General features: G+C 70.2%; 23 protein-coding genes and 1 tRNA gene. 9 read left to right on the top strand and 15 right to left on the bottom strand.

Annotated elements, in window-relative coordinates; all coding sequences use genetic code 11:
• Positions 1-245: 245 nt before the first annotated feature.
• The 3 genes from OIE74_RS21200 to OIE74_RS21190 form a co-directional block, all read right to left on the bottom strand.
• On the bottom strand, positions 246-980 hold the full coding sequence (locus OIE74_RS21200) for a DUF2637 domain-containing protein (protein ID WP_329392373.1): 735 nt from the start codon (positions 978-980) through the stop codon (positions 246-248).
• 432 nt (positions 981-1,412) lie between these two features.
• Positions 1,413-2,675, bottom strand: a complete 1,263-nt coding sequence (locus tag OIE74_RS21195) for a DUF3631 domain-containing protein (RefSeq protein WP_329386004.1) — start codon at positions 2,673-2,675, stop codon at positions 1,413-1,415.
• 212 nt (positions 2,676-2,887) lie between these two features.
• Positions 2,888-3,127 (bottom strand): hypothetical protein, encoded by a 240-nt coding sequence (locus OIE74_RS21190; RefSeq protein ID WP_329386002.1) that lies wholly within the window; start codon positions 3,125-3,127, stop codon positions 2,888-2,890.
• A 111-nt stretch (positions 3,128-3,238) separates the two neighbouring features.
• On the opposite strand from OIE74_RS21190, the gene OIE74_RS21185 reads away from it, so the two are divergent.
• On the top strand, positions 3,239-3,910 hold the full coding sequence (locus OIE74_RS21185; RefSeq protein ID WP_329386000.1) for a helix-turn-helix domain-containing protein: 672 nt from the start codon (positions 3,239-3,241) through the stop codon (positions 3,908-3,910).
• Positions 3,907-5,520, top strand: coding sequence for a tyrosine-type recombinase/integrase (locus OIE74_RS21180; protein WP_329385998.1), 1,614 nt, complete (start codon positions 3,907-3,909; stop codon positions 5,518-5,520). The genes OIE74_RS21185 and OIE74_RS21180 overlap by 4 nt, the downstream gene beginning before the upstream one ends.
• Positions 5,521-5,648: 128 nt before the next feature.
• Here the strand turns inward: OIE74_RS21180 and OIE74_RS21175 are convergent.
• Positions 5,649-5,722: transfer RNA gene (locus OIE74_RS21175), tRNA-Thr, on the bottom strand.
• 204 nt (positions 5,723-5,926) lie between these two features.
• Between OIE74_RS21175 and OIE74_RS21170 the strand changes: the two genes are divergently transcribed.
• The 3 genes from OIE74_RS21170 (at position 5,927) to OIE74_RS21160 (ending at position 8,452) form a co-directional block, all read left to right on the top strand.
• Positions 5,927-7,066 (top strand): ABC transporter ATP-binding protein, encoded by a 1,140-nt coding sequence (locus OIE74_RS21170; protein WP_329385996.1) that lies wholly within the window; start codon positions 5,927-5,929, stop codon positions 7,064-7,066.
• Between the two features lie 208 nt (positions 7,067-7,274).
• A complete protein-coding gene (locus OIE74_RS21165) occupies positions 7,275-7,697 on the top strand; it encodes a hypothetical protein (RefSeq protein WP_078076561.1) in 423 nt (140 codons plus the stop codon).
• 38 nt (positions 7,698-7,735) lie between these two features.
• A complete protein-coding gene (locus OIE74_RS21160; protein WP_329385994.1) occupies positions 7,736-8,452 on the top strand; it encodes a nucleotidyltransferase family protein in 717 nt (238 codons plus the stop codon).
• A 168-nt stretch (positions 8,453-8,620) separates the two neighbouring features.
• On the opposite strand, the gene OIE74_RS21155 is transcribed toward OIE74_RS21160, so the two are convergent.
• From OIE74_RS21155 to OIE74_RS21125, 7 genes are all read right to left on the bottom strand, one after another.
• Entirely contained in the window at positions 8,621-10,417 is a 1,797-nt protein-coding gene (locus tag OIE74_RS21155) for a DoxX family protein (RefSeq protein ID WP_329385993.1), read from the bottom strand.
• Between the two features lie 207 nt (positions 10,418-10,624).
• A complete protein-coding gene (gene rlmB, locus OIE74_RS21150) occupies positions 10,625-11,575 on the bottom strand; it encodes a 23S rRNA (guanosine(2251)-2'-O)-methyltransferase RlmB (protein WP_329385992.1) in 951 nt (316 codons plus the stop codon).
• 178 nt (positions 11,576-11,753) lie between these two features.
• Positions 11,754-13,175 (bottom strand): cysteine--tRNA ligase, encoded by a 1,422-nt coding sequence (cysS, locus tag OIE74_RS21145; protein ID WP_329385990.1) that lies wholly within the window; start codon positions 13,173-13,175, stop codon positions 11,754-11,756.
• Positions 13,176-13,362: 187 nt separating this feature from the next.
• The gene (locus OIE74_RS21140) at positions 13,363-13,770 is read right to left on the bottom strand and encodes a PPOX class F420-dependent oxidoreductase (protein ID WP_329385988.1); all 408 of its coding nucleotides are present in this window, start codon (positions 13,768-13,770) and stop codon (positions 13,363-13,365) included.
• A gap of 169 nt (positions 13,771-13,939) precedes the next feature.
• Positions 13,940-14,485, bottom strand: coding sequence for a 2-C-methyl-D-erythritol 2,4-cyclodiphosphate synthase (gene ispF, locus OIE74_RS21135; protein WP_329385986.1), 546 nt, complete (start codon positions 14,483-14,485; stop codon positions 13,940-13,942).
• Positions 14,475-15,221: a 2-C-methyl-D-erythritol 4-phosphate cytidylyltransferase gene (gene ispD / locus OIE74_RS21130; RefSeq protein ID WP_329385984.1), complete on the bottom strand. Its 747-nt coding sequence runs from the start codon at positions 15,219-15,221 to the stop codon at positions 14,475-14,477. Before ispD ends, ispF begins: the two co-directional genes overlap by 11 nt.
• Before the next feature lie 506 nt (positions 15,222-15,727).
• Positions 15,728-16,210, bottom strand: coding sequence for a CarD family transcriptional regulator (locus OIE74_RS21125; protein ID WP_003953493.1), 483 nt, complete (start codon positions 16,208-16,210; stop codon positions 15,728-15,730).
• A 693-nt stretch (positions 16,211-16,903) separates the two neighbouring features.
• Between OIE74_RS21125 and OIE74_RS21120 the strand changes: the two genes are divergently transcribed.
• Entirely contained in the window at positions 16,904-17,656 is a 753-nt protein-coding gene (locus OIE74_RS21120; protein WP_329385982.1) for a DUF461 domain-containing protein, read from the top strand.
• 200 nt (positions 17,657-17,856) lie between these two features.
• Here OIE74_RS21120 and OIE74_RS21115 read toward each other — a convergent pair whose 3' ends face one another.
• Together OIE74_RS21115 and OIE74_RS21110 are read right to left on the bottom strand one after the other, a co-directional pair.
• Positions 17,857-18,537 carry a response regulator transcription factor gene (locus OIE74_RS21115; protein ID WP_189110519.1) on the bottom strand — a complete coding sequence of 227 codons (681 nt, stop codon included), beginning with the start codon at positions 18,535-18,537 and terminating at the stop codon, positions 17,857-17,859.
• Positions 18,534-19,793 (bottom strand): sensor histidine kinase, encoded by a 1,260-nt coding sequence (locus OIE74_RS21110; protein WP_329385978.1) that lies wholly within the window; start codon positions 19,791-19,793, stop codon positions 18,534-18,536. The genes OIE74_RS21115 and OIE74_RS21110 overlap by 4 nt, the downstream gene beginning before the upstream one ends.
• Positions 19,794-20,060: 267 nt before the next feature.
• Here OIE74_RS21110 and phoU point away from each other — a divergent pair, with 267 nt between their 5' ends.
• Together phoU and OIE74_RS21100 are read left to right on the top strand one after the other, a co-directional pair.
• Positions 20,061-20,741, top strand: a complete 681-nt coding sequence (phoU, locus tag OIE74_RS21105; RefSeq protein ID WP_329385976.1) for a phosphate signaling complex protein PhoU — start codon at positions 20,061-20,063, stop codon at positions 20,739-20,741.
• A 177-nt stretch (positions 20,742-20,918) separates the two neighbouring features.
• Positions 20,919-21,068, top strand: a complete 150-nt coding sequence (locus tag OIE74_RS21100) for a hypothetical protein (protein ID WP_329385974.1) — start codon at positions 20,919-20,921, stop codon at positions 21,066-21,068.
• Between the two features lie 83 nt (positions 21,069-21,151).
• On the opposite strand, the gene OIE74_RS21095 is transcribed toward OIE74_RS21100, so the two are convergent.
• On the bottom strand, positions 21,152-21,913 hold the full coding sequence (locus tag OIE74_RS21095) for a phosphoglyceromutase (RefSeq protein ID WP_329385972.1): 762 nt from the start codon (positions 21,911-21,913) through the stop codon (positions 21,152-21,154).
• 158 nt (positions 21,914-22,071) lie between these two features.
• Between OIE74_RS21095 and OIE74_RS21090 the strand changes: the two genes are divergently transcribed.
• Positions 22,072-23,394: an MDR family MFS transporter gene (locus tag OIE74_RS21090; RefSeq protein WP_329385970.1), complete on the top strand. Its 1,323-nt coding sequence runs from the start codon at positions 22,072-22,074 to the stop codon at positions 23,392-23,394.
• 6 nt (positions 23,395-23,400) lie between these two features.
• On the opposite strand, the gene OIE74_RS21085 is transcribed toward OIE74_RS21090, so the two are convergent.
• Positions 23,401-25,068: a N,N-dimethylformamidase beta subunit family domain-containing protein gene (locus OIE74_RS21085; RefSeq protein ID WP_329385968.1), complete on the bottom strand. Its 1,668-nt coding sequence runs from the start codon at positions 25,066-25,068 to the stop codon at positions 23,401-23,403.
• Between the last annotated feature and the right edge of the window lies 1 nt (position 25,069).

Here is a 25,069-nt window from a genome sequence, read left to right as displayed (position 1 = left end):
GTTCCGTCTGCCCAGGCGACTTCGGTGTCGTCGGCTCGTCGGGGGTGTGGTCGGGGCGGTGCGGGCGGTAGGTCACGAACGGTTCTCCGAAAGTGGGCGGGGCAGGGCGGGTGGTCCACAGGGAAGGGCGGGCGGCTGCTGTGGTCAGGCGCGATATCCACAGCTGTGGACGGGGGCAACGAGTGCGGGTGGTCGGCTGGTCGGGGTGACCGGAAGGGGTTCCGGTCACCCCGTTGGGATTCCGGTCACCCGCTGTCCTGACCGGACCCGGCTCCGGCTTCGATCTCAGGCCGGAGGATGTCCATCACCTCGGTCTGCCGCTCACTGCCGATCGTCAAGTCCCTGTCCTTGATGGCCTTCCGGAGAAGGGACCGGCTGAGCTTGCCGTGCTCAGCGAGAGCGGTCCGGCCGATCTCCACAAGCTCCTCGACCGGGGCTTTCGCCGGACGGCCACCGCGCGGCTTGCTCTCCACCACCGGGGCCGGTGATTCCGGCGTCTCGGCGGACGCGGTGGTCGGCAGGCCGGGAGGCTGGTCGGAAACCGTGTCCGGATGGCCTGTGGGTTGGTCGACGAGCTGGTGGATCTGCCGCATCAGGACACCGAAAGCGAGCAGGGCTGCGGTGGGCGGGACCGCGGCGACCACGTAGTCAAGCAGCGGCACGGCGTTGGTGTTGTCGGTGCCGCTGACGCCTGCGACGTTGAGGGCGATGGAGCCGACCGATCCGGTGGCGGTCACGGCGATGGCCCATCCGTCGGTGACCCTGCGCAGACCGGCGCGGAGCATGAGGAGTTCGCCCGCGACAATGAACGCGTCCAGGGTCGCCGGCCAGGCCCATTGACGGACGGGTGAGCCGCCCAGTCCGTGCTTTCCTGCGACCTCGGCGAGATGCGCGTAGGAGAGCCAGAACGCCCCGGTGGTCAGGGCCACGATGACGGCGCCAGCGGCCACGAGCGCATACCGCTCAGCCGTGTGCTTCATCACCCCCTGGCCCTGCGTCGTCGCGTTGGTGATCTGGTGCCGGATGGTGGTGGGGTGGGGCAAGCGGGTTCTCCTCGGGTCGCGGTGGTCCGTATTAGCCGTCTTGGCCGTTGCAAGCGCAGGTCAGGGCAGGGACGGCAGGTGCTCCGGTGTGGCGTCACGGCCGACGGCCGTGGCGTTCCCCTGCCGTCCCGGCCGGGGGCGGGACGGGACTGTTGTGCCATGCCGTCCCAGCGCGCACCGCTGTGACCTGGGGAGATACGGCGGGGACGCGCGGGACGGCACAAGACGGATCCGGGCACTGTCCCGGTGGGGCGGCGTGGGTCTCATGATCGTGTTGCCGTCTTGGGGCCAGTTGCCGTCTTGTCCGCAGGGTGTGTGACCTGCGGGATTACGGCAGGGACGGCAGGGACGGCGGCCTGGGGTGCGGGCTCAGCCCGTGGTGGGCCCCGCGCCGGGCGGTGGATCTACGGGGTGGACGGTGGGGCAGTAGCGCCGCCACGCGTCGAGGAACTTGTTGCGCATGTAGCCCTTGCGCTGGGTTCCGTCCGGCAGCCGGACGTTGCCCGGCTTGACGCCGAACTCCCGCAGCACGGACGCCAGATCCCGGGCGCTCAGCCCGTTGCGCCCCCATTCCGCCCACGGACTCTCGGCGTCCTGGCGGAGCTGGTGGAGGAGGTCGTCCGTCGGCAGGCTGTCGGGCTCGCGCTGGGCGGCGAAGACCCTGCGGATGTCGGCCAGGATCCGCGCTCCACCAGGCTGGTCCTCCTCCGCCTCCACCTCGGTGGCGACCATCCTCACGCACGCCGTGCGGGCCAAGTCGGGCCAGGGCCCGGCGGCGAGGTCGGCGATGATGACCAATGGCTCCCAGGTGTCGGCGGCCCGGTCCTCCACCGGCATGCCCGGCTCCAGCTCTGCCGCCGTCTCCAGCAGCGGTCTGGCCCACTCGGCGAGCCGGTCGCGGAGATCGTGCAGGGCGGGGATGTCCCGGCGGGAGCGGAAGGGCTTGACACGCTCCCCCTCCGCGCGGCGGCGCATGCGGACCACGACCGACCGGTCCATGATCGTGTCGGGCAGGTCGCCGATCCCCGCAAGGGCCGCCATGGCGAAGGTGGCGAACTTGTGGGGCGTGTGGTCGTTGCCGACGACACGGGTGACGTACCGGTTGCGCTGATGGCCGGCGTTGAGCAGACCGCGCATCTCCTCGTTCTTCTCCGCCTGCTTCGGCGTGCCGAAGATGGTGTCCGCCTCATCCACCAGGAGCGTGGGCGGCTCCTCGGTGATCGACCGGAAGATCGCCGCCGGGGTGGTGTTTATGGTGAGCATCGGCTCGTGGACCGTCTCGGTCAGCACGTCCAGCAGCCGCGATTTGCCACACCGCTTCGCCGGCCCCACCACCGCCAGACGCGGCGCGTGCTGCCAGGCGGGCTGCAGATGCGTCGCCGCCACCCACAACGTCACCGCATCCAGAGCCTCCACCGAGGGCAGGATCACGAACTTCGCTATCTGGCCGCGCAGTTCGTCCAGCAACGCTGAGGCAGCCGTCGACTCCGGCTCCGGCGCGACCTGATCGGCGGGCAGATCCGCCGAAGCGGCGTCAGGCGCTCCGTCGCCGATGTGCTGGCCGGGGACGGCGACGGGCGGCCACGACGGCTTGCTGGGCGCGGAATGGGGCTCGGCTTGGGGCTGTTCCACCGGGCGGCTCCTTCTCTGGCGGTGGCGGGCCTTCACGCCCTTGCCGCCGGGTTGACTCACGGACCGCTCGGGGCTGCGGTGGCCTTGGGCGTTGCCGCGCCGGAGGGCCACTCCGTCTCCCGAGGGAACACGGACCGTACGTCCACGCCCGGCAACAGTCCAGCGTTTCTGTGTCAGCTCAACGCAGAACCGTCTGCTACGTTGCCGCCCCTTCACGCCGCCAGCCCCAGCAGACCCAGCAGATCCGCCGTCACCACCCGGTACGCCTTGCCCAGCCGCAGCACCTTGCACGGGTACTCGCCCCGCTTCGCCAGCTCGTACCCCTTGCTCCGGCCGAGCCCCAGAGCACGGTTGCCCGTATCCAGGTCAACAGCCACCGGCAGAGCGAGCAGCTCCTCCCGGCTCATCCCCTTCGAACCCTTCATCCGGCCGTCGGCCGCGTCTTCGCGCATACGGTGCGCCCCTTCTCGGTACAGCCCTCGGCGAACGCGGCAATCACGTCCGGCTCCAGGCGACACCAATAAGGATCCTCAAGTTAATGTGTCCTCATGACACAACGCGGTGTGGATGCTGATGAGGACGACTTCCCGGAATGGGTGGACCGCGTCCAGGCGAACGTGGCCGGCGAAGTCCGGCGCAGGAGAAAGGAAATGAGGTGGAGCGCGCAGGAACTGGCCGACGAGTGCGAGCGGCTGGGCCATCCCATCCCGCGCAACGTGATCGCCAACATGGAATCCGGACGCCGCGCGAGCCTTCCGCTGGTCGACGTCATGGTCCTGGCCGCCGCCCTCAAGACGTACCCGGGCTGCCTGATCTTCCCCGTCGGCTACGTCGAAGAGACCCAGGAACTGCCCTTCCAGTCCCTCGTGCCCACCTGGGACGCCCTGCGGCGCTTCACCGGCGAGGAAGACGTTCGCGACTACGACGCGGGGCTGGTGCCCGACTTCGAAGCCCACACCAGCCTCGTCCACACCGCCATCGCCGCGCTCGAAGAAGAAGAACAGGCCCGGTTCGCGGCCAAGACGGCAACGAGCCGTGCCGAGAAGGAAGAAGCCGAACGCAGACGGTCCACGTACGGAGATCAGGCCATCTCCGCCAAGTACACGCTGCGCTACCTCCGCCGCGACCTCCGCGACGACGGGGCCACCCCGCCCGACCTCCCGCCCGCACTGGCCGACGTCGACATCCCCGAAACCATGAACAGCACCAACCGGAGACCGGAGGACCGCCTTTGAAGGGCTCCACCCACCGCCGCTGCTACTGCCGCGACCCCAAGACCGGCAGACCACTGGGCAAAAAGTGCCCCAAACTCACCAGCCGCAAGCACGGCTCCTACTCCATACGCCAGGAACTCCCACCCCGCAAAGACGGCACCCGCCGCTCCTTCAACCGCGCCGGCTACGACACCCTCAAGGCCGCGCAAGCCGACCTCGACCACGTCCGCGCGCTTCTCGGCCTCGCCGACGCGGACGACCCCGAGGGCATCCACCTCATCGCGGAGATGCTGTCCGACGTCAGCCGCGACAAGCTGCCCCTCCCCGAGGTGGAGGAGACACGGCGGCGCCTCAACGCCGGACAGGACCTCGTCGGCAGCCTCACCGTGGCCGAGTGGCTGGACCGGTGGCTCGCGGGCAAGCGCATCCGGAAATCGGGCATCAGCCGCTACGAGACCGACGTCCGCGTCCACCTCAAGCCCCACCTCGGGCCCCGGCGTCTCGACCGGCTGCGCGTGAGCCACCTCAGCGAGATGTTCACCGCCATCACCGACGCCAACGTCGACATCGTGGAGCAGAACGCCCAACGGCGGGCGGCAGTCGAGGAACTGGCGACCGTGCCATGGAAAGGCGCGGAGAGCCGGGCACGCCGCAAGGCAATGAAGACGGCGATCGACGCGATGCCGGGCTTCCGCCGCATCACCGGGCCCTCCACGCGCCAGCACATCAAGGCCACGCTCCGCGCCGCCCTGAACGACGCGATCGGCCAGCAGATCATCACGTTCAACCCGGCCGCCCATGTGGAGATCGACCCCGTCCGCAAGCCGAAGGCCCTGGTATGGACGGACGAACGGGTTGCCCGGTGGCAGCAGACCGGCGAGAAGCCCTCCCCCGTCATGGTCTGGACACCCGAACAGACCGGCGCCTTCCTCGACTTCGTCGCCGCAGACCGGCTCTATGCCATGTGGCACCTCATCGCCTTCCGCGGCCTTCGCCGCGGCGAGGCGTGCGGCCAGCCCTGGTCGGAGACCAACCTCGACCGGCACACCCTCACCGTCTCCAGCCAACTCGTCCAGGACGGGTGGGATGTCGAGGCGTCCGAACCGAAGACCGACAGCGGCTTCCGCGTCGTAGCCCTGGACGACGACACCGCCGGCGTCCTGGAACAGCACCGCAAGCAGCAGAAGGCCGACCGCGCGGAATGGGGATCAGTCTGGGTCGAGACCGGCCTCCTTTTCACCCAGGAAGACGGCTCCTGGCTTCACCCCGGCAAGGTCACCGACCTCTTCGAACGACTCGTCGCAGCCTCCGGCCTCCCCCCGATCCGGCTGCACGACCTCCACCACGGCGCCGCCACCCTCATGCTCGCCGCCGGCATCGACATCAAAATCGTGTCCGACACCCTCGGCCACAGCGACACCCGCATCACGCGCGACATCTACCAGAGCGTTCTGCCCCACGTCGGCAAGCACGCCGCCGAAGCCACCGCCAAGCTGGTCCCCCTCCAGCGCAAGGCCGAGGCCGAGGAAGCCTCCCGCAAGGAGGAGAAAGCCCGGAGGAAGGCCCGGCGCGCCAAGAAGGCCCAGGCCAGAGGCAAGAAGAAGACGAAGCGGAAGAAGCCCGGGGAGTAGGTCCCGACGACCCTCCGCTCACGCATCGCTCACGCAAGCCCTTCCCCGGCACCGCAACCGCCGGTTGCGTCACACCCCGGACACCAGAAAACCCCAGGTCACGACCTACATGACCTGGGGTTTCGTTGAGCCCCCTGTCGGATTCGAACCGACGACCTACGCATTACAAGTGCGTTGCTCTGGCCAGCTGAGCTAAGGAGGCCTGTGGGGAAACTATAACCGGCGGGGATCACAGGTCAGGCGGGAATTTCGTGGGGCCCAGCTACTGACAGATCTTGAAACGGGGGGTACCGTCACCTCAAGTTCATCCAGGTGGACTAGACCCATCCTCCGTCCTACGGCGGGGGAGCCATTCCTTTACTCGGATCGTCCGGCACGTTCCTGCCGGTGAAGGGACCACATCACCATGGCCACTGTCTCGTTCGACAAGGCGACCCGTGTGTACCCGGGTTCCACCAAGCCCGCTGTCGACCAGCTCCAGCTCGACGTCGCGGACGGCGAGTTCCTCGTACTCGTCGGGCCCTCCGGTTGCGGCAAGTCGACCTCCCTGCGGATGCTCGCGGGTCTTGAGGACGTCAACGGCGGATCCATCCGCATCGGTGAGCGCGACGTCACGCATCTGCCGCCCAAGGACCGGGACATCGCGATGGTGTTCCAGAACTACGCGCTCTACCCGCACATGTCCGTCGCCGACAACATGGGCTTCGCGCTGAAGATCGCCGGCGTCAACAAGGCCGACATCCGTAAGAAGGTCGAGGAGGCCGCGAAGATCCTCGACCTCACCGACTACCTGGACCGCAAGCCCAAGGCGCTCTCAGGTGGTCAGCGCCAGCGTGTGGCGATGGGGCGCGCGATCGTGCGTGAGCCGCAGGTGTTCCTCATGGACGAGCCGCTGTCGAACCTCGACGCCAAGCTCCGTGTGTCGACCCGTACGCAGATCGCCTCGCTCCAGCGCCGCCTGGGCATCACGACGGTGTACGTCACGCACGACCAGGTTGAGGCCATGACCATGGGCGACCGGGTCGCCGTCCTCAAGGACGGTCTGCTCCAGCAGGTGGACTCGCCGCGCAACATGTACGACCGTCCCGCCAACCTCTTCGTCGCCGGCTTCATCGGCTCCCCGGCCATGAACCTGGTTGAGGTCCCGATCACCGACGGCGGCGTGAAGTTCGGCAACAGCGTCGTCCCCGTCTCGCGCGAGGCGCTCTCCGCCGCGGCCGACCGTGGTGACAGCACCGTCACCGTCGGTGTCCGCCCGGAGCACTTCGACATCGTGGAGCAGGGCGGCGGCGACGCCGCGAAGTCGCTGTCCAAGGACACCGACGACGCGCCGGCCGGTCTGGCCGTCACCGTCAACGTCGTCGAGGAGCTGGGCGCCGACGGTTACGTCTACGGCGACGCGCAGGTCGGCGGCGAGCACAAGGACCTGGTGGTCCGCGTCAACGGCCGTGCCGTTCCCGAGAAGGGCGCCAAGCTGCACGTCGTGCCGCGTCCGGGCGAGACGCACGTGTTCGCGTCGTCCACGGGCGAGCGCCTCAGCGACTGACGGTGACCCGACCGTAAGAACGTACTAACGGCCCCGCACTTCGGTGCGGGGCCGTTTGTCTTTCGGCGCCCGGACGCCCAAATACCCCGGCACACGGGACATTTCGAATCGCGTGCGTCAACACCCGATTCGAAAAGCCCTGTCGAACCATCCCTCGCACGGGTGACTAAATGTCGCCAAATCATCACTGACCGCTACGCTCGCCTGCGTGACCCACACAGCCCGCCGAATCGGCCGAACTCTCGCCCTCGTACTGCCCGTCGTCCTCGTACTCTCCGGAACCCTGGCGGTCGCGACCGTCCCGTGGGCGGCGAAGAACTCCGAGGCGCAGATCCTCACCGCCTCATCGGACAAGGCCTCCGTACGCGCCAAGTCCCGTGCTCCGCAGGACGTTCTCCGCGACAAGCTGCTCGTGGAGCTTCAGGAGAAGGACCCGGGCATCGCCCTTACCCACCTCCAGCGCCAGATCGAGGAGCGCCCGTCGCTCGCCAAGCACTGCATGTCGCTGGCCCGCGCGCTCGGCAGGGCCGCCGTCGCGCACTACGGCCCCACGCGCGCGCAGTCGTTCTCCCGCCCCGTCTGCGACACCTCGTTCGCCTACGGGGTCTCCCAGCAGACCGCGGGGCACTGAGCGCCGCATCCCCGACCGGCCCGCCTATCGTTCACGGCATGCATACGTATCCGACGCAGGCCGTGATCCTCGCGGGCGGCCAGGGGTCGCGACTGCGCCCGTACACCGACGACCGTCCCAAGCCGATGGTCGAGATCCCCGGGACGGGGACCCCGATCATCGGCCACCAACTCGCCTGGCTGGCCGCCGAGGGCGTCACGGACGCCGTGATCTCGTGCGGCCATCTCGCCGATGTCCTCCAGAAGTGGCTGGACTCGTCGGAACTCCCGCTGCGTGTCACGACCGTGGTGGAGAACGAACCTCTGGGGCGCGGCGGTGGCCTCAAGTACGCCGCCGCCCGGCTGCCCGATCCCGGTCTTCCCTGGTACGCCACCAACGGCGACATCTGGACGCGTTTCTCGCTGCGCGAGATGGCCGCGTTCCACGCCGAGCGCGATGCCGTCGCGACGCTGGCCCTCGCCCGGCCGCGGATCCCCTGGGGGGCCGTGGAGACCGACGAGTTCGGCCATGTACTGGACTTCATCGAGTCGCCGCCGTCGCCGTATCTGATCAACGCCGGTGTGTACGTGTTCTCTTCGGCGTTCGCGAGTCTGCTGCCCGACCGCGGCGACCACGAGCGGACGACGTTTCCCCGGCTGGCGCGTGAGCGGCGGCTGGCGGGCTTCCCGCTGCCGCAGGGCGCGTACTGGCGTGCCATCGACACCGCCAAGGACCTCACCGAGGCCGCCAAGGAGCTGGCCGCCGCGGCGCGTTGACGCCGGCTGAGAGCTTCCCCAAGGGCCTGGGCGCCCTTTCCAGGGGCCCGCACGCCCTTTGGTCGTACCGGACCTCCCAGGCCCGCAGACGGGCACACAGCGCACGTACGAGGGCGGCCACCCGGTCCTGCCGGGTGGCCGCCCTCGTACACGTGCCGCGCCGCCGCGTCAGCCCAGCAGGCCGCCGATCGGGTTCCTGGCGCCACCACCGCCGCCGGTGGACGAGCCGTCGCCGCCGCCCGTGGTGCCACCGCCGTCGCCGCCACCCGTCGAGCCACTGCCCGAGCCGGCCCCGCCCGTCGAGCCGCTGCTCGCGGCGGGACCCTGGCTGCTGGACGGCGGGGGTGCCTGCTGCGAGGTCTGCGGGGGCGCCTGGCCGGTGCCCTGGGACTGGCTGGGCTGCCCGCCCGTGCCGGTCCTGCCCGGACTGCCGGCCGTCGGCTCATCGCCGGGCGCCGACTGCTCGGCCGCGGGGCCGCTGGTCTGGCCGGCCGTCGGGGACGCGCTGCCGCCGTTCGGCCGGGCCTCGCCGGTGGGCGAGCCGGACGCGCTGCTCTTGCCGGACTTCTGCGGCAGGGGCGATCCGGGCAGCTGGTTGACCGGGTTGTTCGGTCCCGGCACGGTCACCATCTCCGTGGACCGTACGGCTCCGCCGAGGATCGAGCCGACGAGCAGCGTCAGGCCGATCACGACGGTCGCGACGAGCGCGCCGCGCCGCAGGACACGGCGCCGCAGGTCCCTGAGGTGGGTGCGCGGGCCGAGCTTGCGCCAGGCCTCACCGGCGAGGCGTCCGTCCACCGAGTAGACGGGGGCGCCCGCGATGATCAGCGGGGACCAGGCGGCCAGGTAGATGATGTCGGGCGCGTCGTACGCGGGGACGGTGCGCCAGCTGACGGTGAGGATCAGCGCGGCCGAGAGCAGCGCCCCGAAAGAGGCCGCGAGCCGCTGCCAGAGGCCGAGGACGGTGAGGACACCGGCGACGACCTGGAGGAACGCGACGCTGAGTCCGGCGCCGACGGGGTGCGAGAGGGCGAAGTCGCGCAGCGGTTCGGCGAGGGCCCACGGCTGGAGCGAGGTGAGCCAGGTGACCATGGAGCCGCGCTCGCCGCCGTCGAAGTAGACGGGGTCGCAGAGCTTGCCCATGCCGGCGTAGATGGAGATGAGGCCGAGGAAGACCCGGAGCGGCAGGAGCACCACTCCGAGGTTCATGCGCCGGCCTGGGTAGTAGGCGTGCCGTACGGCGGCGTCGGCGGCCTGCGCGCCGGAGATGTCGTGGCGCTGTCCGCGCGGGTCGTCGTAGTCGCGGACGTCGAAGCCGTCACGCGCGCCGCGGCCGTCGCGGCCGTCGCGCCCCTCGCGGCCGAAGTCGCGCTCGTACTCGCGGTCGTCACGGTCGTCGTGCTCGCCCCGGTGGCGTGCGCCGCCCGCGCCGTACAGGTCGACCGTGTCGCCGAAGGTGTCGTGCTGCGGGATGTCGTACGCGCCCACGGCCCGCCGCATGGGAGGCAGCAGGGGCGTGTCGGGGCCGCCGCCGTGGCGGGGCACGCGAGGGGTGGGCATGGTGTCGTCGCCCAGGTCGATCCGCGGGATGACCTGGGTGGATCCGGCGGCCCCCTGGTCGTGGGAGCGGCCCGGCGTCTCGCCGAGGCTCGCGCCGGTCGCCGACGCCGAGGAGTTCCGTACGGCCTGGAGGAGCCCGGTGGCTCCGAGGTCGCCCGGTTCCGACCTGCCGCTCCAGACGACGGGAGCCCGGCGGCGTGCCGCGCCTCCGCCGCCGCTCATCGCGGGAATCCGCGCGGTGTCCGGCGTGGCGCGTGCGGGGCTGGGGCGCCGGCTCGGTGAGAGTTTCACCCGAAAGCTGGCGTGGTTCACGATGACCTGCGCGGGATCGCAGTCCACCTTGACCATGCTCAGCGGGGGCTGTTCGTCGAACCCGGGCCGGGGCTTTCTGGTGTCCACACTCATCTAACCGAGTGACTTGTGTTTAGGACACTGCTTTGACGGCCGATAAATGTCCGAGACCCGTCAAGAGTGGCGAGATAGGGACATTCGTACGAAGACCGGGCCATCCGGCCCACACCGGGCCGCCCGACCACCCGCCCGTACGACCACCCCGCGCGGGGCGCACGCCCGGCCCCCGACCGCTGGGCCCGGCCCGACCGCTGGGCCCGCTCAGGAGCGGCGGCGCGCCGCCTCGTACAGCACCACGCCGGTCGCGACACCCGCGTTCAGCGATTCGGCGCCGCCCGGCATCGGGATCCGCACCAAGAAGTCGCAGGTCTCGCCGACCAGCCGGGACAGGCCCTTGCCCTCGCTGCCGACCACGATCACGACCGGTCCGCCGAGCGCCGGAAGGTCGCCGACCTCGGTGTCGCCGTCGGCGGCGAGACCCACGATCGTCAGGCCCGCCTTCCGGTAACTCTCCAGCGCCCGCGTCAAGTTGGTGGCGCGGGCGACCGGCGTACGGGCGGCGGTGCCGGCCGAGGTCTTCCACGCGCCGGCCGTCATCCCGGCGGCGCGCCGCTCGGGCACGACGACACCGTGACCGCCGAAGGCGGTGACGGAGCGGACGACGGCGCCGAGGTTGCGCGGGTCGGTGATGCCGTCGAGCGCGACGATCAGCGGGTCCTCGCCGTCGTCGAAGGCGGCTGCGGCCAGGTCGTCGGGGTGCGCGTACTCGTACGGCGGGACCTGGAGCACCAGGCCCTGGTGGTTGAGGCCGTTCGTCATACGGTCGAGCTCGGGCCGAGGGGCTTCCATCAGGTGGATGCCACCGCGGTCGGCGGCGAGCTGAAGGGCCTCGCGCACGCGCTCGTCGTTCTCGATGTACTGCTGTACGTAGAGCATCGTCGCCGGTACGCCGTCGCGCAGCGCCTCGAAGACCGAGTTGCGGCCGACGACCATCTCGCTGGTGCCCTTGCCGCCCCGGCGGGCGACCTGGCGGCGGGCGGTCAGTTTGGCCTTGGAGTTGGCGACACGGTTCTGCACATGCCCCTTGCGGGCGGACGCGGGCGGCGTGGGGCCCTTGCCCTCCAGGCCGCGGCGTCGCTTGCCACCGCTGCCGACCTGCGCGCCCTTCTTGTTGGACGTGCGGCGGTTCCTGCGTTGGCTGTTCCCGGCCATGACCTACCTGTTTCGTTGCTTTCGTCGGTTCGTGAGAAGTCCGAAATGAGAACGAGAGCTTCACTTCGTTCACGCGAGTGTGCCGTCCGGCGGCCGGACAGCACAATCGGGGCCCCGGTCAGGGCCCTTCGGCTTGCCGCGGCTCCGCCTCTTCAGGAGGTCGCGGCGTCGGTCCCGCTCAGCGCGGGCCCAGTGTCCACCGCGGGCCCGTCGGGCTGTCCTCGATGGCCAGGCCCGACTGCTGGAGCTGGTCGCGGATGGCGTCGGCGGTGGCCCAGTCCTTGCGGCCGCGCGCGGCCTCGCGCTGGTCGAGCACCAGCCGTACGAGGTGGTCGACGACGCCGTTCAGGGTGTTGACCTGCCCATCAAGGCCGTCCTCGCCCGCGCCCGCTCCCGTCCAGTGTGCGTCCAGCGGGTCCAGACCGAGAACACCGAGCATCGCGCGGACCTCGGCGAGCCGGGCGACCGCGCCTTCCTTGTCGTCGGCGCCGAGCGCCGAGTTCCCCTGGCGGACCGTGGTGTGGATGATCGCGAGGGCCCCCGGGACACCCAGGTCGTCGTCCATCGCCTCGGCGAAGGCGGGCGGCACCTCGTGGGCCGGCGCGACGGTGTGGCCGGCCAGCTCGGTGGCGCGCTGGACGAAGCCCTCGATCCGCCCGAAGGCGGACTCGGCCTCGCGCAGGGCCTCTTCGCTGTACTCGATCATCGACCGGTAGTGCGGGGTGCCCAGGTAGTAGCGCAGGACGATGGGCCGCCAGTGCTTGACCATCTCGCTCACGAGCACCGAGTTGCCGAGCGACTTCGACATCTTCTCGCCGCTCATGGTGACCCAGGCGTTGTGCACCCAGTACCGGGCGAAGTCGTCGCCGTACGCCTTGGCCTGCGCGATCTCGTTCTCGTGGTGCGGGAAGACCAGGTCGAGGCCGCCGCCGTGGATGTCGAAGGCGCTGCCGAGGTACTTGTGCGCCATGGCGGAGCACTCCAGGTGCCAGCCGGGCCTGCCGGGGCCCCACGGGGTCTCCCAGAAGGGCTCACCGGGCTTGGCGGCCTTCCACATGGCGAAGTCGCGCTGGTCGCGCTTGCCGGTCTCGCCCTCGGCGGACGGCTGGCGCAGATCGTCGATGTCCTGGTTGGAGAGCTGGAGGTACTCGGGGAAGGACCGCACGTCGAAGTAGACGTTGCCTTCGCTCGCGTACGCGTGGCCGCGCTCGATGAGGCCGCGCATCATCTCGATCATCTCGGGGATGTGGCCGGTGGCGCGCGGCTCGTAGGTGGGCGGCAGGCAGCCGAGGACGTCGTAACCGCTGTTGAAGGCGCGCTCGTTCTCGTATCCGATCGCCCACCAGGGGCGGTCCTGGGCGGCCGACTTGGCGATGATCTTGTCGTCGATGTCCGTGACGTTCCGTACGAAGGTCACGTCGTAGCCCCGGTAGGCGAACCAGCGCCGCAGGATGTCGAAGTTGAGCCCCGACCTGATGTGCCCGATGTGCGGGGCGGCCTGCACGGTGGCGCCACAGAGGTAGATCGAGACACAGCCCGCGACGAGCGGGGAGAAGTCACGGATCTGCCGGGCGCCGGTGTCGTACAGCCGAATGGTCACGGAACAAGGGTAGTGCTCCGGAGGCAGTGCCCCGGGCCCCTTGGGGCCACGGGACACCGAAGCGTGACGTTGTGCGCGCCGGACGACCCTCGTCATAGGTGGTCGGAGCGCCGGCAGGCGCCGGCCCGGGTGCTGTCCGTCATCGGACAGCGGCGTGGCGCCGGGGACAGGCCCTGGCTCGGTGGCGTCAGATGCGGCCGACGACCTTGCGGGGCGTGATCCGGATGACGACCCGCTGTCCCTCCCGCGCCCCCTCGGGGTTGAACTCGGCGTAGGGCTTGCCGGTGTACTTCACCGACAGCTCGTCGATGAGCTCCTGTCCGCCCTCCGTGGTGAGGGTGGCCGAGCCGCGGATCTCCGCGTACGCGTACGGGGCGTCGAAGGGCTGGAACATGACGGTCACCCTCGGGTCGCGGCGCAGGTTCTCCGCCTTGCGGCGGCCGACGGCGGTCGAGACGAGGATGTCGTCGCCGTCACGCTTCACCCATACCGGCGAGACCTGGGGGCTGCCGTCGGGCTGGATGGTGGCGATGGCGACGAAGACGGGGCCGTCGAGAAGCTTCTTGAGCTCGTCGGAGAGAAGGGCGGGTGCCATGGGTGATGCCTTCCTACGGAGGGGGCCACTGCGGTACGGGGACGCGGACCCGGCGATGTCTCGTCAACCGGGCCCGGTCCCACGGTATTTCGGGCCCCGTTGTCCGGTCGGCACGCGGCCCGGGTCGCCGTGTCGCCCGATCGGCGCGCGGCCCGGGTCACCCGGCGCGTCAGCCCGCGCGGACCAGCAGCGCCGTGGCGATCGCCGCCAGGCCCTCGCCGCGCCCGGTCAGCCCGAGCCCGTCGGTGGTCGTGCCGGACACGGAGACGGGCGCGCCGACGGCCTCCGACAGCGCCTTCATCGCCTCCGCGCGCCGCTTGCCGATCTTCGGCCGTACGCCGATGACCTGGACGGCGACGTTGCCGATGACGAAACCTTCCGCGCGGACGATCCTGGCCGCCTCCTTGAGGAGCGTGACGCCGGAGGCGCCCGACCACTCGGGCCGCGAGGTCCCGAAGTGGGCGCCGAGGTCGCCGGCGCCCGCCGCGGAGAACAGCGCGTCGCAGGCGGCGTGGGCGGCGACGTCGCCGTCGGAGTGCCCGGCGAGGCCGTAGCCGTCGTTCTCGGGTCCTTCCCACAGCAGACCGGCGCACCACAGCTCACGCCCGGCCTCGAAGGCGTGCACATCCGTACCGATGCCGATCAGCGGCAGCCCGGCAGGCAACTGACCCGCCGACGGCGCGGCCCCCGGCCGGGAGGCGGACTCAGAATCCATCGTTGGCCCTCCTGCGGGCGAGTACGGCCTCGGCGAGCAGCAGGTCCAGCGGCCGGGTCACCTTGAATGCCTCCTCGTGGCCGGGCACGACCACGACGGGCTCACCGAGCCGCTCGACGAGCCCCGCGTCGTCCGTCGCGCCCTGGCCGGCCAGGGGGACGGTCAGATGCGCGCGTACGAGCGTCTCGCGGTCGAAGCCCTGCGGGGTCTGTACGGCGCGCAGCCGGGCGCGCTCGGGCGTGGCCACGACGGGCTCGGGCTGGTCCCGCTCGCCGGGCTCCACCTCTTTGACGGTGTCCGCGAGCGGCAGGGCCGGTACGACGGCGGGCGCGCCGGCCCGTACGGCGTCGACCACCGCGTCCACGGTGTCGACCGGCACGAGCGGCCGGGCGGCGTCGTGGACGAGAACGGTCGTGATGTCGTCCGGCAGGGCCTCCACGCCGAGCCGTACGGACTCCTGGCGGGTCCCGCCGCCGGGCACGACGAGGTAATCCGTACGGGTGGGCAGCGAGTGCTCGTCGAGGAGCAGCCGCACCGCCGCGGTGTCCTCCGGCGGGGCCACCAGGACCACGAGGGAGACCGCGCGGGACGCCGCCATGGCCCGGACCGCGTGGACCAGCATCGGGGTGCCCCCGAGGGCGCGCAGCGCCTTGGGGGCGCCGGGGCCGAGCCGTATGCCACGGCCCGCCGCGGGGATCACGGCGGCGGTGCGGTGTCGGCTCGATTCGTCTGACATCGGTTGCACTCCGGCAGGTTTGTTTCCTCGGCCGACATGGGTATGGCCTCAAGCGTGCCGGGCGCGGCACCTTGACCGGACCCTTCCGTGACACTGGTTGAGACCAGCTGCGCCAGCTGCCCCGGGCCCGGCACACCAGGAACCGGTACAGGCGTGTGTGCCGGATGCGAATGCGGACACGGGAACTGCGGGAAATTCGGTTGGTGTGACGGGGTGTCACAGCCGAGAGTAGATCCTAGGGCCCGGTGGAAGCCGCTGGATCAGGCCCCGGACAGGCTCCTGACAAAGATTCCACCCGTGTGATCCCCGGACATGCCGCAGTGCCCGGCGACGCAACATGAGAAATCACTGCTGGTCAGCGGGCACCGCGGCATTCGTGCATGGACGTTGTCGTACGACCTTGTCGTGCACAGTCCTGTTCACGCCCGGCTGCTGATCGGGGCAGGTGCGCGCTGTCGCGCACATCGACCGTGTGGAACAGCCGGGACGTCCGGGTCAGGCCCCGGTCAGGACGCGAGAACCTCGTCGAGCAGGGCCTCGGCCTTGTCCTCGTTCGTGTTCTCCGCGAGAGCGAGCTCGCTCACCAGAATCTGGCGCGCCTTGGCGAGCATGCGCTTCTCACCTGCGGAGAGTCCACGCTCTCGTTCCCGACGCCAGAGGTCACGGACCACTTCGGCGACCTTGATGACATCGCCGGAGGCGAGCTTCTCAAGATTTGCCTTGTAGCGCCGGGACCAGTTCGTCGGCTCTTCTGCGTACGGCGCCCTCAGCACCTCGAAGACCCGGTCCAGCCCATCCTGACCGACCACATCGCGTACTCCGACGAACTCCGCATTGTCCGCGGGGACACGAACCGTCAGGTCGCCCTGGGCGACCTTGAGCACCAAATAGGTCTTGTCCACGCCTTTGATCTGGCGAGTTTCGATAGCCTCGATCAGCGCGGCCCCGTGATGGGGATAGACCACGGTGTCGCCAACCTTGAACGTCATGTGACAGGTACCCCTTCCGTGGCTATCCAGGGTAACACGGGAACGGCTTCTTCTGAATGGCGTTTTCGCAGGTCAGGACGGTTCTCGGGGCTTGACAACAGCAATAGGAACGTGCTGCGAGCGGCTTCCGGAAGCGGGTATTCGCAGGTGGGAGCGGCTGCGAAGCCGGTCGGAAACACGCACGTTCCACCACCGGAACCCCCACCCTGAGGGGGTAAACGTCACCATTTGTCTGGTTCCAAGGGCGGAACTTCCCATACTCCGTTCGGATGTCGGTCACGCGTACGGACGGAAGTGCGAACCCAATCCGAATTCGATCACCCGGGCCCTCGCCTGCGACGTATCGGGCCGGGTATGAAGTGGCGTATCGCGCCGCGTATGGCATGGGATTCCGAAGCCGTCGGGCGCAATTCGTAAGGAATGTGTGTCGGGTCGGGGAATTGATCACCGGACTTATGTGAACGGCGTACTAAACATGTCCCCGACACTCACTTCCGTGCTCCCCTCCGTACTCCGCCGCGCGGTCCGCTCCGTACTCCGCCGAGAAGGACGGGCGGCGGGACCGCCGTGTGCCGGGCGCCGTTGAGGGCGGGTCGGGTGCGAGGGCGTGAGGGGGGCTCGGTAACCTGGGCCCGCTGAACCATCGTTGATCCGTCATTAGCCTGTCCGTACGTCCAAGGAGTTGCCGCCGCCGTGAGCCGCAGCCTTCGACGCGGCACCCTCGCCGCGTCTGCCATCGCGTTCTCGATCGCCTCGCTCGCCGCGTGCGGTGCCGGCATCGAGGCGCAGACGCTCGGCGTCCGACCTGACAACGCCGCGACCTCGATCGGCGACATCACCGTCCAGAACGCCACGGTCGTCACCCAGCCGGAAGCCACCGGCGACGGCCCCGCCATCGTCACGGCGAAGGTCTTCAACAACGGCCGCACCCAGCAGACGCTCGACGCGATCACGCTGCCGGACAGCGGTGCCACGGTGAAGATCACCCCGGCGAAGGGCAAGGGTCCGCTCACCGTGCCCGGCGGCGGCTCGGTCCTGATCGGCGGCGAGGGCAATGCCTCGGCCGTGATCGAGAGCGGCGACGAGCAGGCACGCAACGGCGACGCCCAGCGGGTCGTCTTCCAGTTCAGCGACACCGGCGACGTCGCGCTCGATGCCTTCGTCGTGCCGGCGACCGGCCCCTTCACCGACTTCGGGCCGAGCGCGCCGCCTTCGCCGGCGGCCGGGGAGTCGGAACAGCCCGGCGGCACCGCCACCGAGGGTGCGTCCACGGAGGGCGCGTCCACCGACGGCGCGTCCGGTGCGCCCGCGGACGAGGAGACCGGTGCGCCTGGCGGCAGCGCCGATGAGGGCACCGTCGAAGGCGCGGACGAGGGCACCGAGCAGGAAGAAGAGACGCCGACGGACGCCGCGTCCGCGTCCGCGTCGGCGAACACCGAGAACTGACGAGCGGCGTTCCCGGACCGGCAGTCCCGGGACCGGCAGCCGTACGCGTAAGAGCGCCGCACCGGAGCATTCCGGTGCGGCGCCCTCGTACACACGAAGCCGTACGCACTACCGCTCCGCGCGCACGCGACATCTGGACCCGCGCTCAATCCCGCGAAGGACGCGGGCGAAAGCGGGGCCCTGCTCGGGTTCGGGGCGGTTTACGGCTCGAACTTGTAGCCGAGACCGCGCACCGTCACCAGATACCGGGGCGCCCCCGGATCGGGCTCGATCTTGGCGCGCAGCCGCTTGACGTGGACGTCGAGGGTCTTGGTGTCCCCCACGTAGTCCGCGCCCCACACCCGGTCGATGAGCTGCATACGGGTCAGCACACGGCCCGCGTTGCGCAGCAGCATCTCCAGGAGGTCGAACTCCTTCAGCGGCAGGTCGACCTTGCCGCCGGAGACCGTCACGACGTGACGGTCCACGTCCATCCGGACCGGCCCCGCCTCCAGGGCGGCCGGCGCGACCTCCTCCGGTTCGCCCCTGCGGCGCAGAACGGCGCGGATACGCGCCACCAGCTCCCGCGAGGAGAAGGGCTTGGTCACATAGTCGTCGGCTCCTATTTCCAGGCCGACGACCTTGTCGATCTCGCTGTCCTTGGCGGTCACCATGATCACCGGGACATTGGACTTGCCGCGCAGCTGCCGGCACACCTCGGTGCCGGGCAGACCGGGCAGCATCAGGTCGAGGAGGACGAGATCGGCGCCGTTGCGTTCGAACTCGTCGAGCCCCGCGGGCCCGGTGGTCGCGATCGCGACCTCGAAGCCTTCCTTGCGGAGCATGTAGGAAAGGGCGTCGCTGAAGGATTCCTCATCCTCGACGACGAGCACTCGGGTCACGGAAGGACCTCCGGGGCAGGGATCTCAGTCGATTGGTCAAGATCGTTGACGTCGTGAAAGCGGCGCTGGGCGACATCGTCCGGGCCGGTGGGTGTGCGGTCCCGTCCGGCGCCCGCCTCGGGGAGCCTCAGGGTGAAGGTGGAGCCCTGGCCTTCGGAGCTCCACATCGTGACCTCCCCGCCGTGCGAGGCGGCCACGTGTTTGACGATGGCCAGGCCGAGGCCCGTACCACCGGTGGCTCGGGAGCGGGCGGGATCGACGCGGTAGAACCGCTCGAAGACCCGCTCCCGGTCTTTCTCGGAGATGCCGATCCCCTGGTCGGTGACGGCTATCTCGATCAGATCCCCGCCGGGCGCGGACACATGCCGGGCCGAGACGCCCACACGTGTGCGGGCCGGGGAGTAGTTGACGGCGTTCTCGACGAGGTTGCCGAGGGCGGCGGCCAGCTGGCCGCGGTTACCCCAGACTCGCAGATCGGCGGCGCCGCCGGCAGCCATGGTGATCTGCTTCGTGGACGCGGCATGCCGGGACCTGTCGATGGCCTCGGCGACCAGTTCGTCCACGCGTACTGGTTCGGCGTCCTCCAGCGGGTCGTCGTTCTGCACCCGCGAGAGGTCGATGAGTTCCTGTACGAGATTGGTGAGCCGGGTCGCCTCGATCTGCATACGGCCGGCGAAGCGGGTGACCGCCTCGGGGTCGTCCGAAGCGTCCATGACAGCTTCGGAGAGCAGGGAGAGCGCCCCGGTGGGGGTCTTGAGCTCATGGCTGACATTCGCCACGAAGTCACGCCGGACCGCTTCGATCCTGCGCGCCTCCGTGAGGTCCTCGACCAGGAGCAGGACGAGACGGGAGCCGAGCGGTGCCACCCGGGCCGAGACGGCCAGGGCCTCGCCGCGGCCGGTGCCGCGCCTGGGCAGATCCAGCTCCACCTGACGTATCTCACCGTCACGGCGGGTGTCGCGCGCCATGTGCAGCATCGGGTCGACGGCCAGTTTGCCGCCCCTGACCAGGCCCAGCGCATACGCGGCCGAGCTGGCCTTGACCACCGAGTCGCTCTCGTCGAGGACGACGGCGGAGGAGCGGAGAACGGAGAGGACGGTGTCGACGCCGGGCGGAAGACCGGCCTCCGTATGCAGTGAGCTACGGGTGGGCCTGGCCTGGTCGCGCTCGCTCCAGCGGAACGCCAGCATGGCGATCACGCCGGTACATGCCCCGGCGATCGCTGCCAATGCGGCGACTGCCGCGTTCACGTCCATGCAGCCAGGTTATGCGCGGTGGGCGACACTCTCCCAGCCGTACCGGTGTCTCCTGGAACACTCGTCGCCCAGAGTTCACTGTGGGGAAAGTGCCGGTTCACTTGGGAGGGAGCAGCCGGACTCCTCGCGGGCCGAGCGTGGCACTGTAGGGGGCTCGAAACTCCCTGCCCCTGGCGGTCCGTGTGACGAGGACGGCGCCGTCCGGGGGTCGGCACACGTACTCGGACACCCCGGACCACCAGCACGAGAATCCAGAGAGGGACACCCATGCGGGACGCGTACCACGAGGAACTTGACTCGATCGGCGAGGACCTGGTCGAGATGGCCCGGCTGGTCGGGTCGGCGATCGGGCGCGCCACCACGTCCATGCTGGACGCGGATCTGAAGCTCGCCGAGAGCGTGATCGCCGCCGACCAGAAGGTCGACGACCTCCAGCACGACCTGGAGGCCAGGGCCATCGCACTGCTGGCGCGGCAGCAGCCGGTCGCCACCGATCTGCGGATCGTGGTCACGTCGCTGCGGATGAGCGCGGACCTGGAGCGCTCGGGCGACCTGGCGCAGCACGTCGCCAAGCTGGCGCGGCTCCGCTTCCCGGTCCACGCCGTGCCGCACGACCTGCACGCGACCATCCTGGAGATGGGGCAGCTCGCGCAGCGGCTGATGGCGAAGGCGGCCGAGGTCATCATCACCAAGGACGTCGACCTGGCGCTCCAGCTGGAGCAGGACGACGACGAGATGGACCTGCTGCACCGCACGCTGTTCCAGCACCTGATGGACGACCGGTGGAAGCACGGCATCGAGACGGCCGTGGACGTGACGCTGCTGGGCCGCTACTACGAGCGGTTCGCGGACCACGCGGTGTCGGTGGCCAAGCGCGTGGTGTACCTGGTGACGGGTGAGCACGCGGACGAGATCCAGCAGGCGGAGGCACCGGTCGAGGGAGCCTGACGGCCGGGCCCGTTCTGTCGGCCCGGGGAGGTTTCGGCCCTGGGGGCGCAGGGGGCGTATCGGGGTGGTACTGGCCGGCGCCTGCGCGCATGCGCCGTTGATGCGCCCGCCACGGTGGGGTTGCAATGGGCGTGGACGCCACCCCGTACTCCCATGCACGCCTTCGAGGAGGAAACCATGGCCGAGTCCCCCATGACCGAAACCCAGCAGGAAGCGCCTCTCGAACGGGCGCGGCTGCCGATCCTCGGCGCCTGCGGCTGCGGCTCGGGCTGCGGCTGCGGCTGCCAGTCGGGCGGACCGTGCGCCTGCGGGGGCAGCTGCGGCTGACGGACCAGGGCCCGGTCCGGTGGTGGAACCTCCACCCGGACCGGGCCCTGCAACATATGACCCCAAGTGCCTTTCTAAGAAGGCTACTTCTTCTTGCCCTGGTTCTTCACAGCCTCGATCGCCGCCGCCGCCGCGTCCGGGTCCAGGTAGGTGCCGCGCGGCTTCAGGGGGCGGAAGTCCGCGTCCAGGTCGTAGGAGAGCGGGATGCCCGTGGGGATGTTGAGGCCGGCGATGTCCGCGTCCGAGATGCCGTCCAGGTGCTTCACCAGCGCGCGCAGGCTGTTTCCGTGGGCGGCGACCAGAACCGTACGGCCCGTCAGCAGGTCCGGGACGATGCCGTCGTACCAGTACGGCAGCATGCGGACCACGACGTCCTTCAGGCACTCGGTGCGCGGGCGCAGCTCCGGCGGGATCGTCGCGTAGCGCGGGTCGTCGCTCTGCGAGAACTCGGTGCCGTCCGCCAGCTCCGGCGGCGGGGTGTCGTACGAGCGGCGCCAGAGCATGAACTGCTCCTCGCCGAACTCCGCGAGCGTCTGCGCCTTGTCCTTGCCCTGGAGCGCGCCGTAGTGCCGCTCGTTCAGGCGCCAGGAGCGGCGGACGGGGATCCAGGAGCGGTCGGCGGACTCCAACGCCAGCGTGGCGGTGCGGATCGCGCGCCTCTGCAGCGAGGTGTGCAGGACGTCGGGCAGCAGACCGGCGTCCTTCAGCAGCTCACCGCCGCGCACGGCCTCCTTCTCGCCCTTTTCCGTGAGGTTCACGTCCACCCAGCCGGTGAACAGGTTCTTCGCGTTCCATTCGCTCTCGCCGTGGCGGAGGAGGATCAACTTGTACGGTGCGTCGGCCATGGGCCCGAGCCTAATCGAACGGGCCCGATTGACGCCTGCCGTCAATTGACTGGCGGCTCCGCGACGCCCGTACGTAAGTTGCGGTTGACCACTCGGCCACTTACTCCGCCAGTGCCGGTCCGCACGGACCGGCCGCCGTCCCTCGGGGGGAACGACGCATGTCCATAGCCGGACTGAGACGCGCCACGGGCGAGAGCATCAGAAAGAGCGTCTCGGGGCTGCCCCGGGAGTTCTGGTGGCTGTGGACGAGCACGCTGGTCAACCGGCTCGGCGCCTTCGTGGCCACCTTCATGGTGCTGTATCTCACCCTGGAGCGCGGCTACTCGGCGTCGTACGCCGGTCTCGTCGCCTCGCTCCACGGACTCGGAGGAGTCATCTCCTCCGTCGGCGCGGGCGTGCTCACCGACCGGCTCGGGCGGCGGCCCACGCTGCTGATCGCGCAGTTGTCGACGGCCGCTTCGGTGGCGCTGCTCGGCTTCATGCAGGACCCCGCGGCCATCGCCGCCGTCGCGTTCCTCGTCGGCATGACCTCCAACGCCTCACGCCCAGCCGTCCAGGCGATGATGGCGGACATCGTGAAGCCCGAGGACCGGGTGCGCGCCTTCTCGCTCAACTACTGGGCGATCAACATGGGGTTCGCGATCTCGTCGGTCGCGGCGGGCTTCATCGCCGAGTTCAGCTATCTCGCCGGATTCCTCGGAGAGGCGGCGATGACGCTGGCCTGCGCCGTGGTGATCTTCCTCAAGCTGCCCGAGTCCCGGCCCGAACGCGCCGAGGCGGACGGGAAGAGCGGGCCGGAGACCGGGATGCGGACGGTCCTGCGGGACGGCCGCTTCATGAGCGTGGTGGTGCTGTCGTTCATCGTGGCGCTGATCTTCCAGCAGGGGTTCGTGGGGCTGCCGGTCGCGATGGGCGCGGACGGGTTCAGCAGCTCCGACTTCGGGATGATCATCGCGTTCAACGGTGTGCTGATCGTGGCGCTCCAGATCCCGGTCACCCGGTTCATCGAACACCGGGACACCCGTGGGCTGTTGATCCTCTCCTCGGCGCTCGCGGGGTACGGCTTCGGGCTGACGGCCTTCGCGGGGTCGCTGGGGGTCTACGCGCTGGCGGTGTCCGTGTGGACCATGGCGGAGATCATCAACGCCCCGACGCAGACGAGCCTCGTGGTCCGGCTGTCACCGGTCCACGGGCGCGGCCGCTACCAGGGCATGTACACGATGTCGTGGTCGGTGGCCGGGCTGATCGCGCCGCTGATGTCCGGCTTCCTGATCGACCACTACGGCGCCGACTGGCTGTGGTCCGCGTGTGCGGTGCTGGGGACGGTGGCGGCGGGCGGGTACTGGCTGCTGATGAGGGGGCTGGGGTCGGGGGACCGCGAGGGACAACTGACGGAGAATCCGGCGGCGAACCCTGTGGCGGAGCACGAGGCACCCGTCGCGGAGCGCGTCGTGCCGAGCGAGGCGCCCGAACGGCTGTGAGACAGCTCAAGTCACCGGCGTCGGGGACCCGTTCTCCGTCGCCTCGTGCCCGTACACGCTCCGTACGTTGTCCTTCGGCGCCGGCTTGCTCCGCCCGGCCGGGCCCGCCGCGAAGGCACGGAACACGTTCTCCGTCGTGCGCGTGACGAAGGCGCCGGTCCGCGCGTCCATCCCGTGGTTGCGGCCGTTCTCCCGGGTCCCCGCCATGAGGCCTTCGACCCAGCGCATCGTCCCGGAGGCGAAGACGCCCGCGCCGCTGGGAACGGTGTAGTACACGGAGTCCGCGTGGCTGTCGTTGCCTTTGCAGACCAGCGGGGAGTGGGCGACGATCTCCAGCGGCGACGGCGTGGGCTGCCCCGGGGTCACCCGGTCGTACTCCACGCCGACCAGGTGGTCGAAGGAGTCGCCGCCCTTCACTCCGGTCCCCTCGAAGATCCAGTGGTCCGCGCCGTGGACGACGTAGGGGGCGTCCGTGGGGAAACCCTCGTACAGGACGCCGGTCAGGGAGGACTCCGGGTCGGCGGCCGGGGGCGCCCGGAAGTCGGTGGTCACCATGGTGCGGTGCTCGACGAGATGCGGATCGTTCTGGAAGTCGGACTTGAAGCAGACGACCGTACGGATGGGCCCCTTGCCGTTCTCCCGTTCCAGCCGGATCCGGCGGTAGCAGGTGTTGGCACCGAGAAAGACCACGTTGGTGCCGGTGTCGCGGGCCCGGGTGACATGCTTCCGCTGCTCGGGGGTCCAGTACTCGTCGTGCCCGAGCGAGACCACCGACGAGGCGCCGCGCAGCGACGACGGGGCGAGATGGACGTCCACGCCGGTCGTGTACGCCAGCGGGATGCCGAGGCGTTCGGCGAGGACCACGACCGCGCGTTCGTAGACCAGGAACTTCTCGGCCCCGTTCTTGTCGTACGGCCGGTCGAAGCTGACGGCCAGCGAACGGGTTCCGTACGCGCCGTCCTTGCCCTCGTAGAGGGAGTAGCCGCCCCACAGGTTGTACGCCTGCCAGGTCGCGGGCGCGTGCATCAGTACCGTCCGGCCGGTGGCACTCGCCGAGCGGACGATCAGCGGAACATACCGCTGGTGTGCGTTCTCGGCGTCCAGCCGCAGCAGATACGCGCCCTCGGGCCAGCCGTCGGCGCGGACGGCGAGGGTACGTTCCCAGTCCGCCCGCACAGTGTCGGTGAAGGTGTCCAGGCGCGGGTCGCGCTGGACGCGGCCCGCCACCCGGCCGGAGCGCCAGACCAGCCGGGCCTGGGCGCCGCCGTACCAGCCGACCCGGTAGGCCGAGACCCGGAAGCCGCGTGCGGTGGTCGAGACGCACAGCCCGAACTCGTCGCCCGGCTCCACGCTCACCTTGTCGGTGTACCCCTCGATCGCGTCGGGCGGCCCCACGGACCGGATGCGCCAGTCGGGACTGCCGGGCAGCGCCCGCTCGGCCGCGGCAGCGGCGTCCGTCGAGTCGGCACCGGCACCGGTGCGCTCGGGCGCGGCCTCCTGGCCCCCGGGGGCCGAGGAGTCACAGCCGGCCGCCGCCCCCATGGCGATGCCGGCGGCCCCTGCCGCGGCGGCCCCCAGAAAATGCCGGCGGTCCAGACGTCCGGAGTGCTCCGCACGCCCGGAGTGCTCCGCAGGGCGCTCCCGGTGGTCACGGTGCTCCGCGTCGTGGTCCATC

It is taken from the genome of Streptomyces sp. NBC_01716 (assembly GCF_036248275.1).
In the GTDB taxonomy this organism is placed as follows: domain Bacteria; phylum Actinomycetota; class Actinomycetes; order Streptomycetales; family Streptomycetaceae; genus Streptomyces.
The sequence above is the reverse complement of the archived record's forward strand: the minus strand, read 5'-3'. Positions and strand labels throughout refer to the sequence as shown.

Excerpts from the sequence above, each read along its gene's own strand:
- OIE74_RS21200 (WP_329392373.1), bottom strand. The coding sequence starts at position 980 with ATGAAGCACACGGCTGAGCGGTATGCGCTCGTGGCCGCTGGCGCCGTC.
- OIE74_RS21190 (WP_329386002.1), bottom strand. The coding sequence starts at position 3,127 with ATGCGCGAAGACGCGGCCGACGGCCGGATGAAGGGTTCGAAGGGGATG.
- OIE74_RS21170 (WP_329385996.1), top strand. The coding sequence starts at position 5,927 with ATGGCCACTGTCTCGTTCGACAAGGCGACCCGTGTGTACCCGGGTTCC.
- OIE74_RS21160 (WP_329385994.1), top strand. The coding sequence starts at position 7,736 with ATGCATACGTATCCGACGCAGGCCGTGATCCTCGCGGGCGGCCAGGGG.
- OIE74_RS21155 (WP_329385993.1), bottom strand. The coding sequence starts at position 10,417 with ATGAGTGTGGACACCAGAAAGCCCCGGCCCGGGTTCGACGAACAGCCC.
- rlmB (WP_329385992.1), bottom strand. The coding sequence starts at position 11,575 with ATGGCCGGGAACAGCCAACGCAGGAACCGCCGCACGTCCAACAAGAAG.
- OIE74_RS21140 (WP_329385988.1), bottom strand. The coding sequence starts at position 13,770 with ATGGCACCCGCCCTTCTCTCCGACGAGCTCAAGAAGCTTCTCGACGGC.
- ispF (WP_329385986.1), bottom strand. The coding sequence starts at position 14,485 with ATGGATTCTGAGTCCGCCTCCCGGCCGGGGGCCGCGCCGTCGGCGGGT.
- ispD (WP_329385984.1), bottom strand. The coding sequence starts at position 15,221 with ATGTCAGACGAATCGAGCCGACACCGCACCGCCGCCGTGATCCCCGCG.
- OIE74_RS21125 (WP_003953493.1), bottom strand. The coding sequence starts at position 16,210 with ATGACGTTCAAGGTTGGCGACACCGTGGTCTATCCCCATCACGGGGCC.
- OIE74_RS21110 (WP_329385978.1), bottom strand. The coding sequence starts at position 19,793 with ATGGACGTGAACGCGGCAGTCGCCGCATTGGCAGCGATCGCCGGGGCA.
- phoU (WP_329385976.1), top strand. The coding sequence starts at position 20,061 with ATGCGGGACGCGTACCACGAGGAACTTGACTCGATCGGCGAGGACCTG.
- OIE74_RS21100 (WP_329385974.1), top strand. The coding sequence starts at position 20,919 with ATGGCCGAGTCCCCCATGACCGAAACCCAGCAGGAAGCGCCTCTCGAA.
- OIE74_RS21095 (WP_329385972.1), bottom strand. The coding sequence starts at position 21,913 with ATGGCCGACGCACCGTACAAGTTGATCCTCCTCCGCCACGGCGAGAGC.
- OIE74_RS21090 (WP_329385970.1), top strand. The coding sequence starts at position 22,072 with ATGTCCATAGCCGGACTGAGACGCGCCACGGGCGAGAGCATCAGAAAG.
- OIE74_RS21085 (WP_329385968.1), bottom strand. The coding sequence starts at position 25,068 with ATGGACCACGACGCGGAGCACCGTGACCACCGGGAGCGCCCTGCGGAG.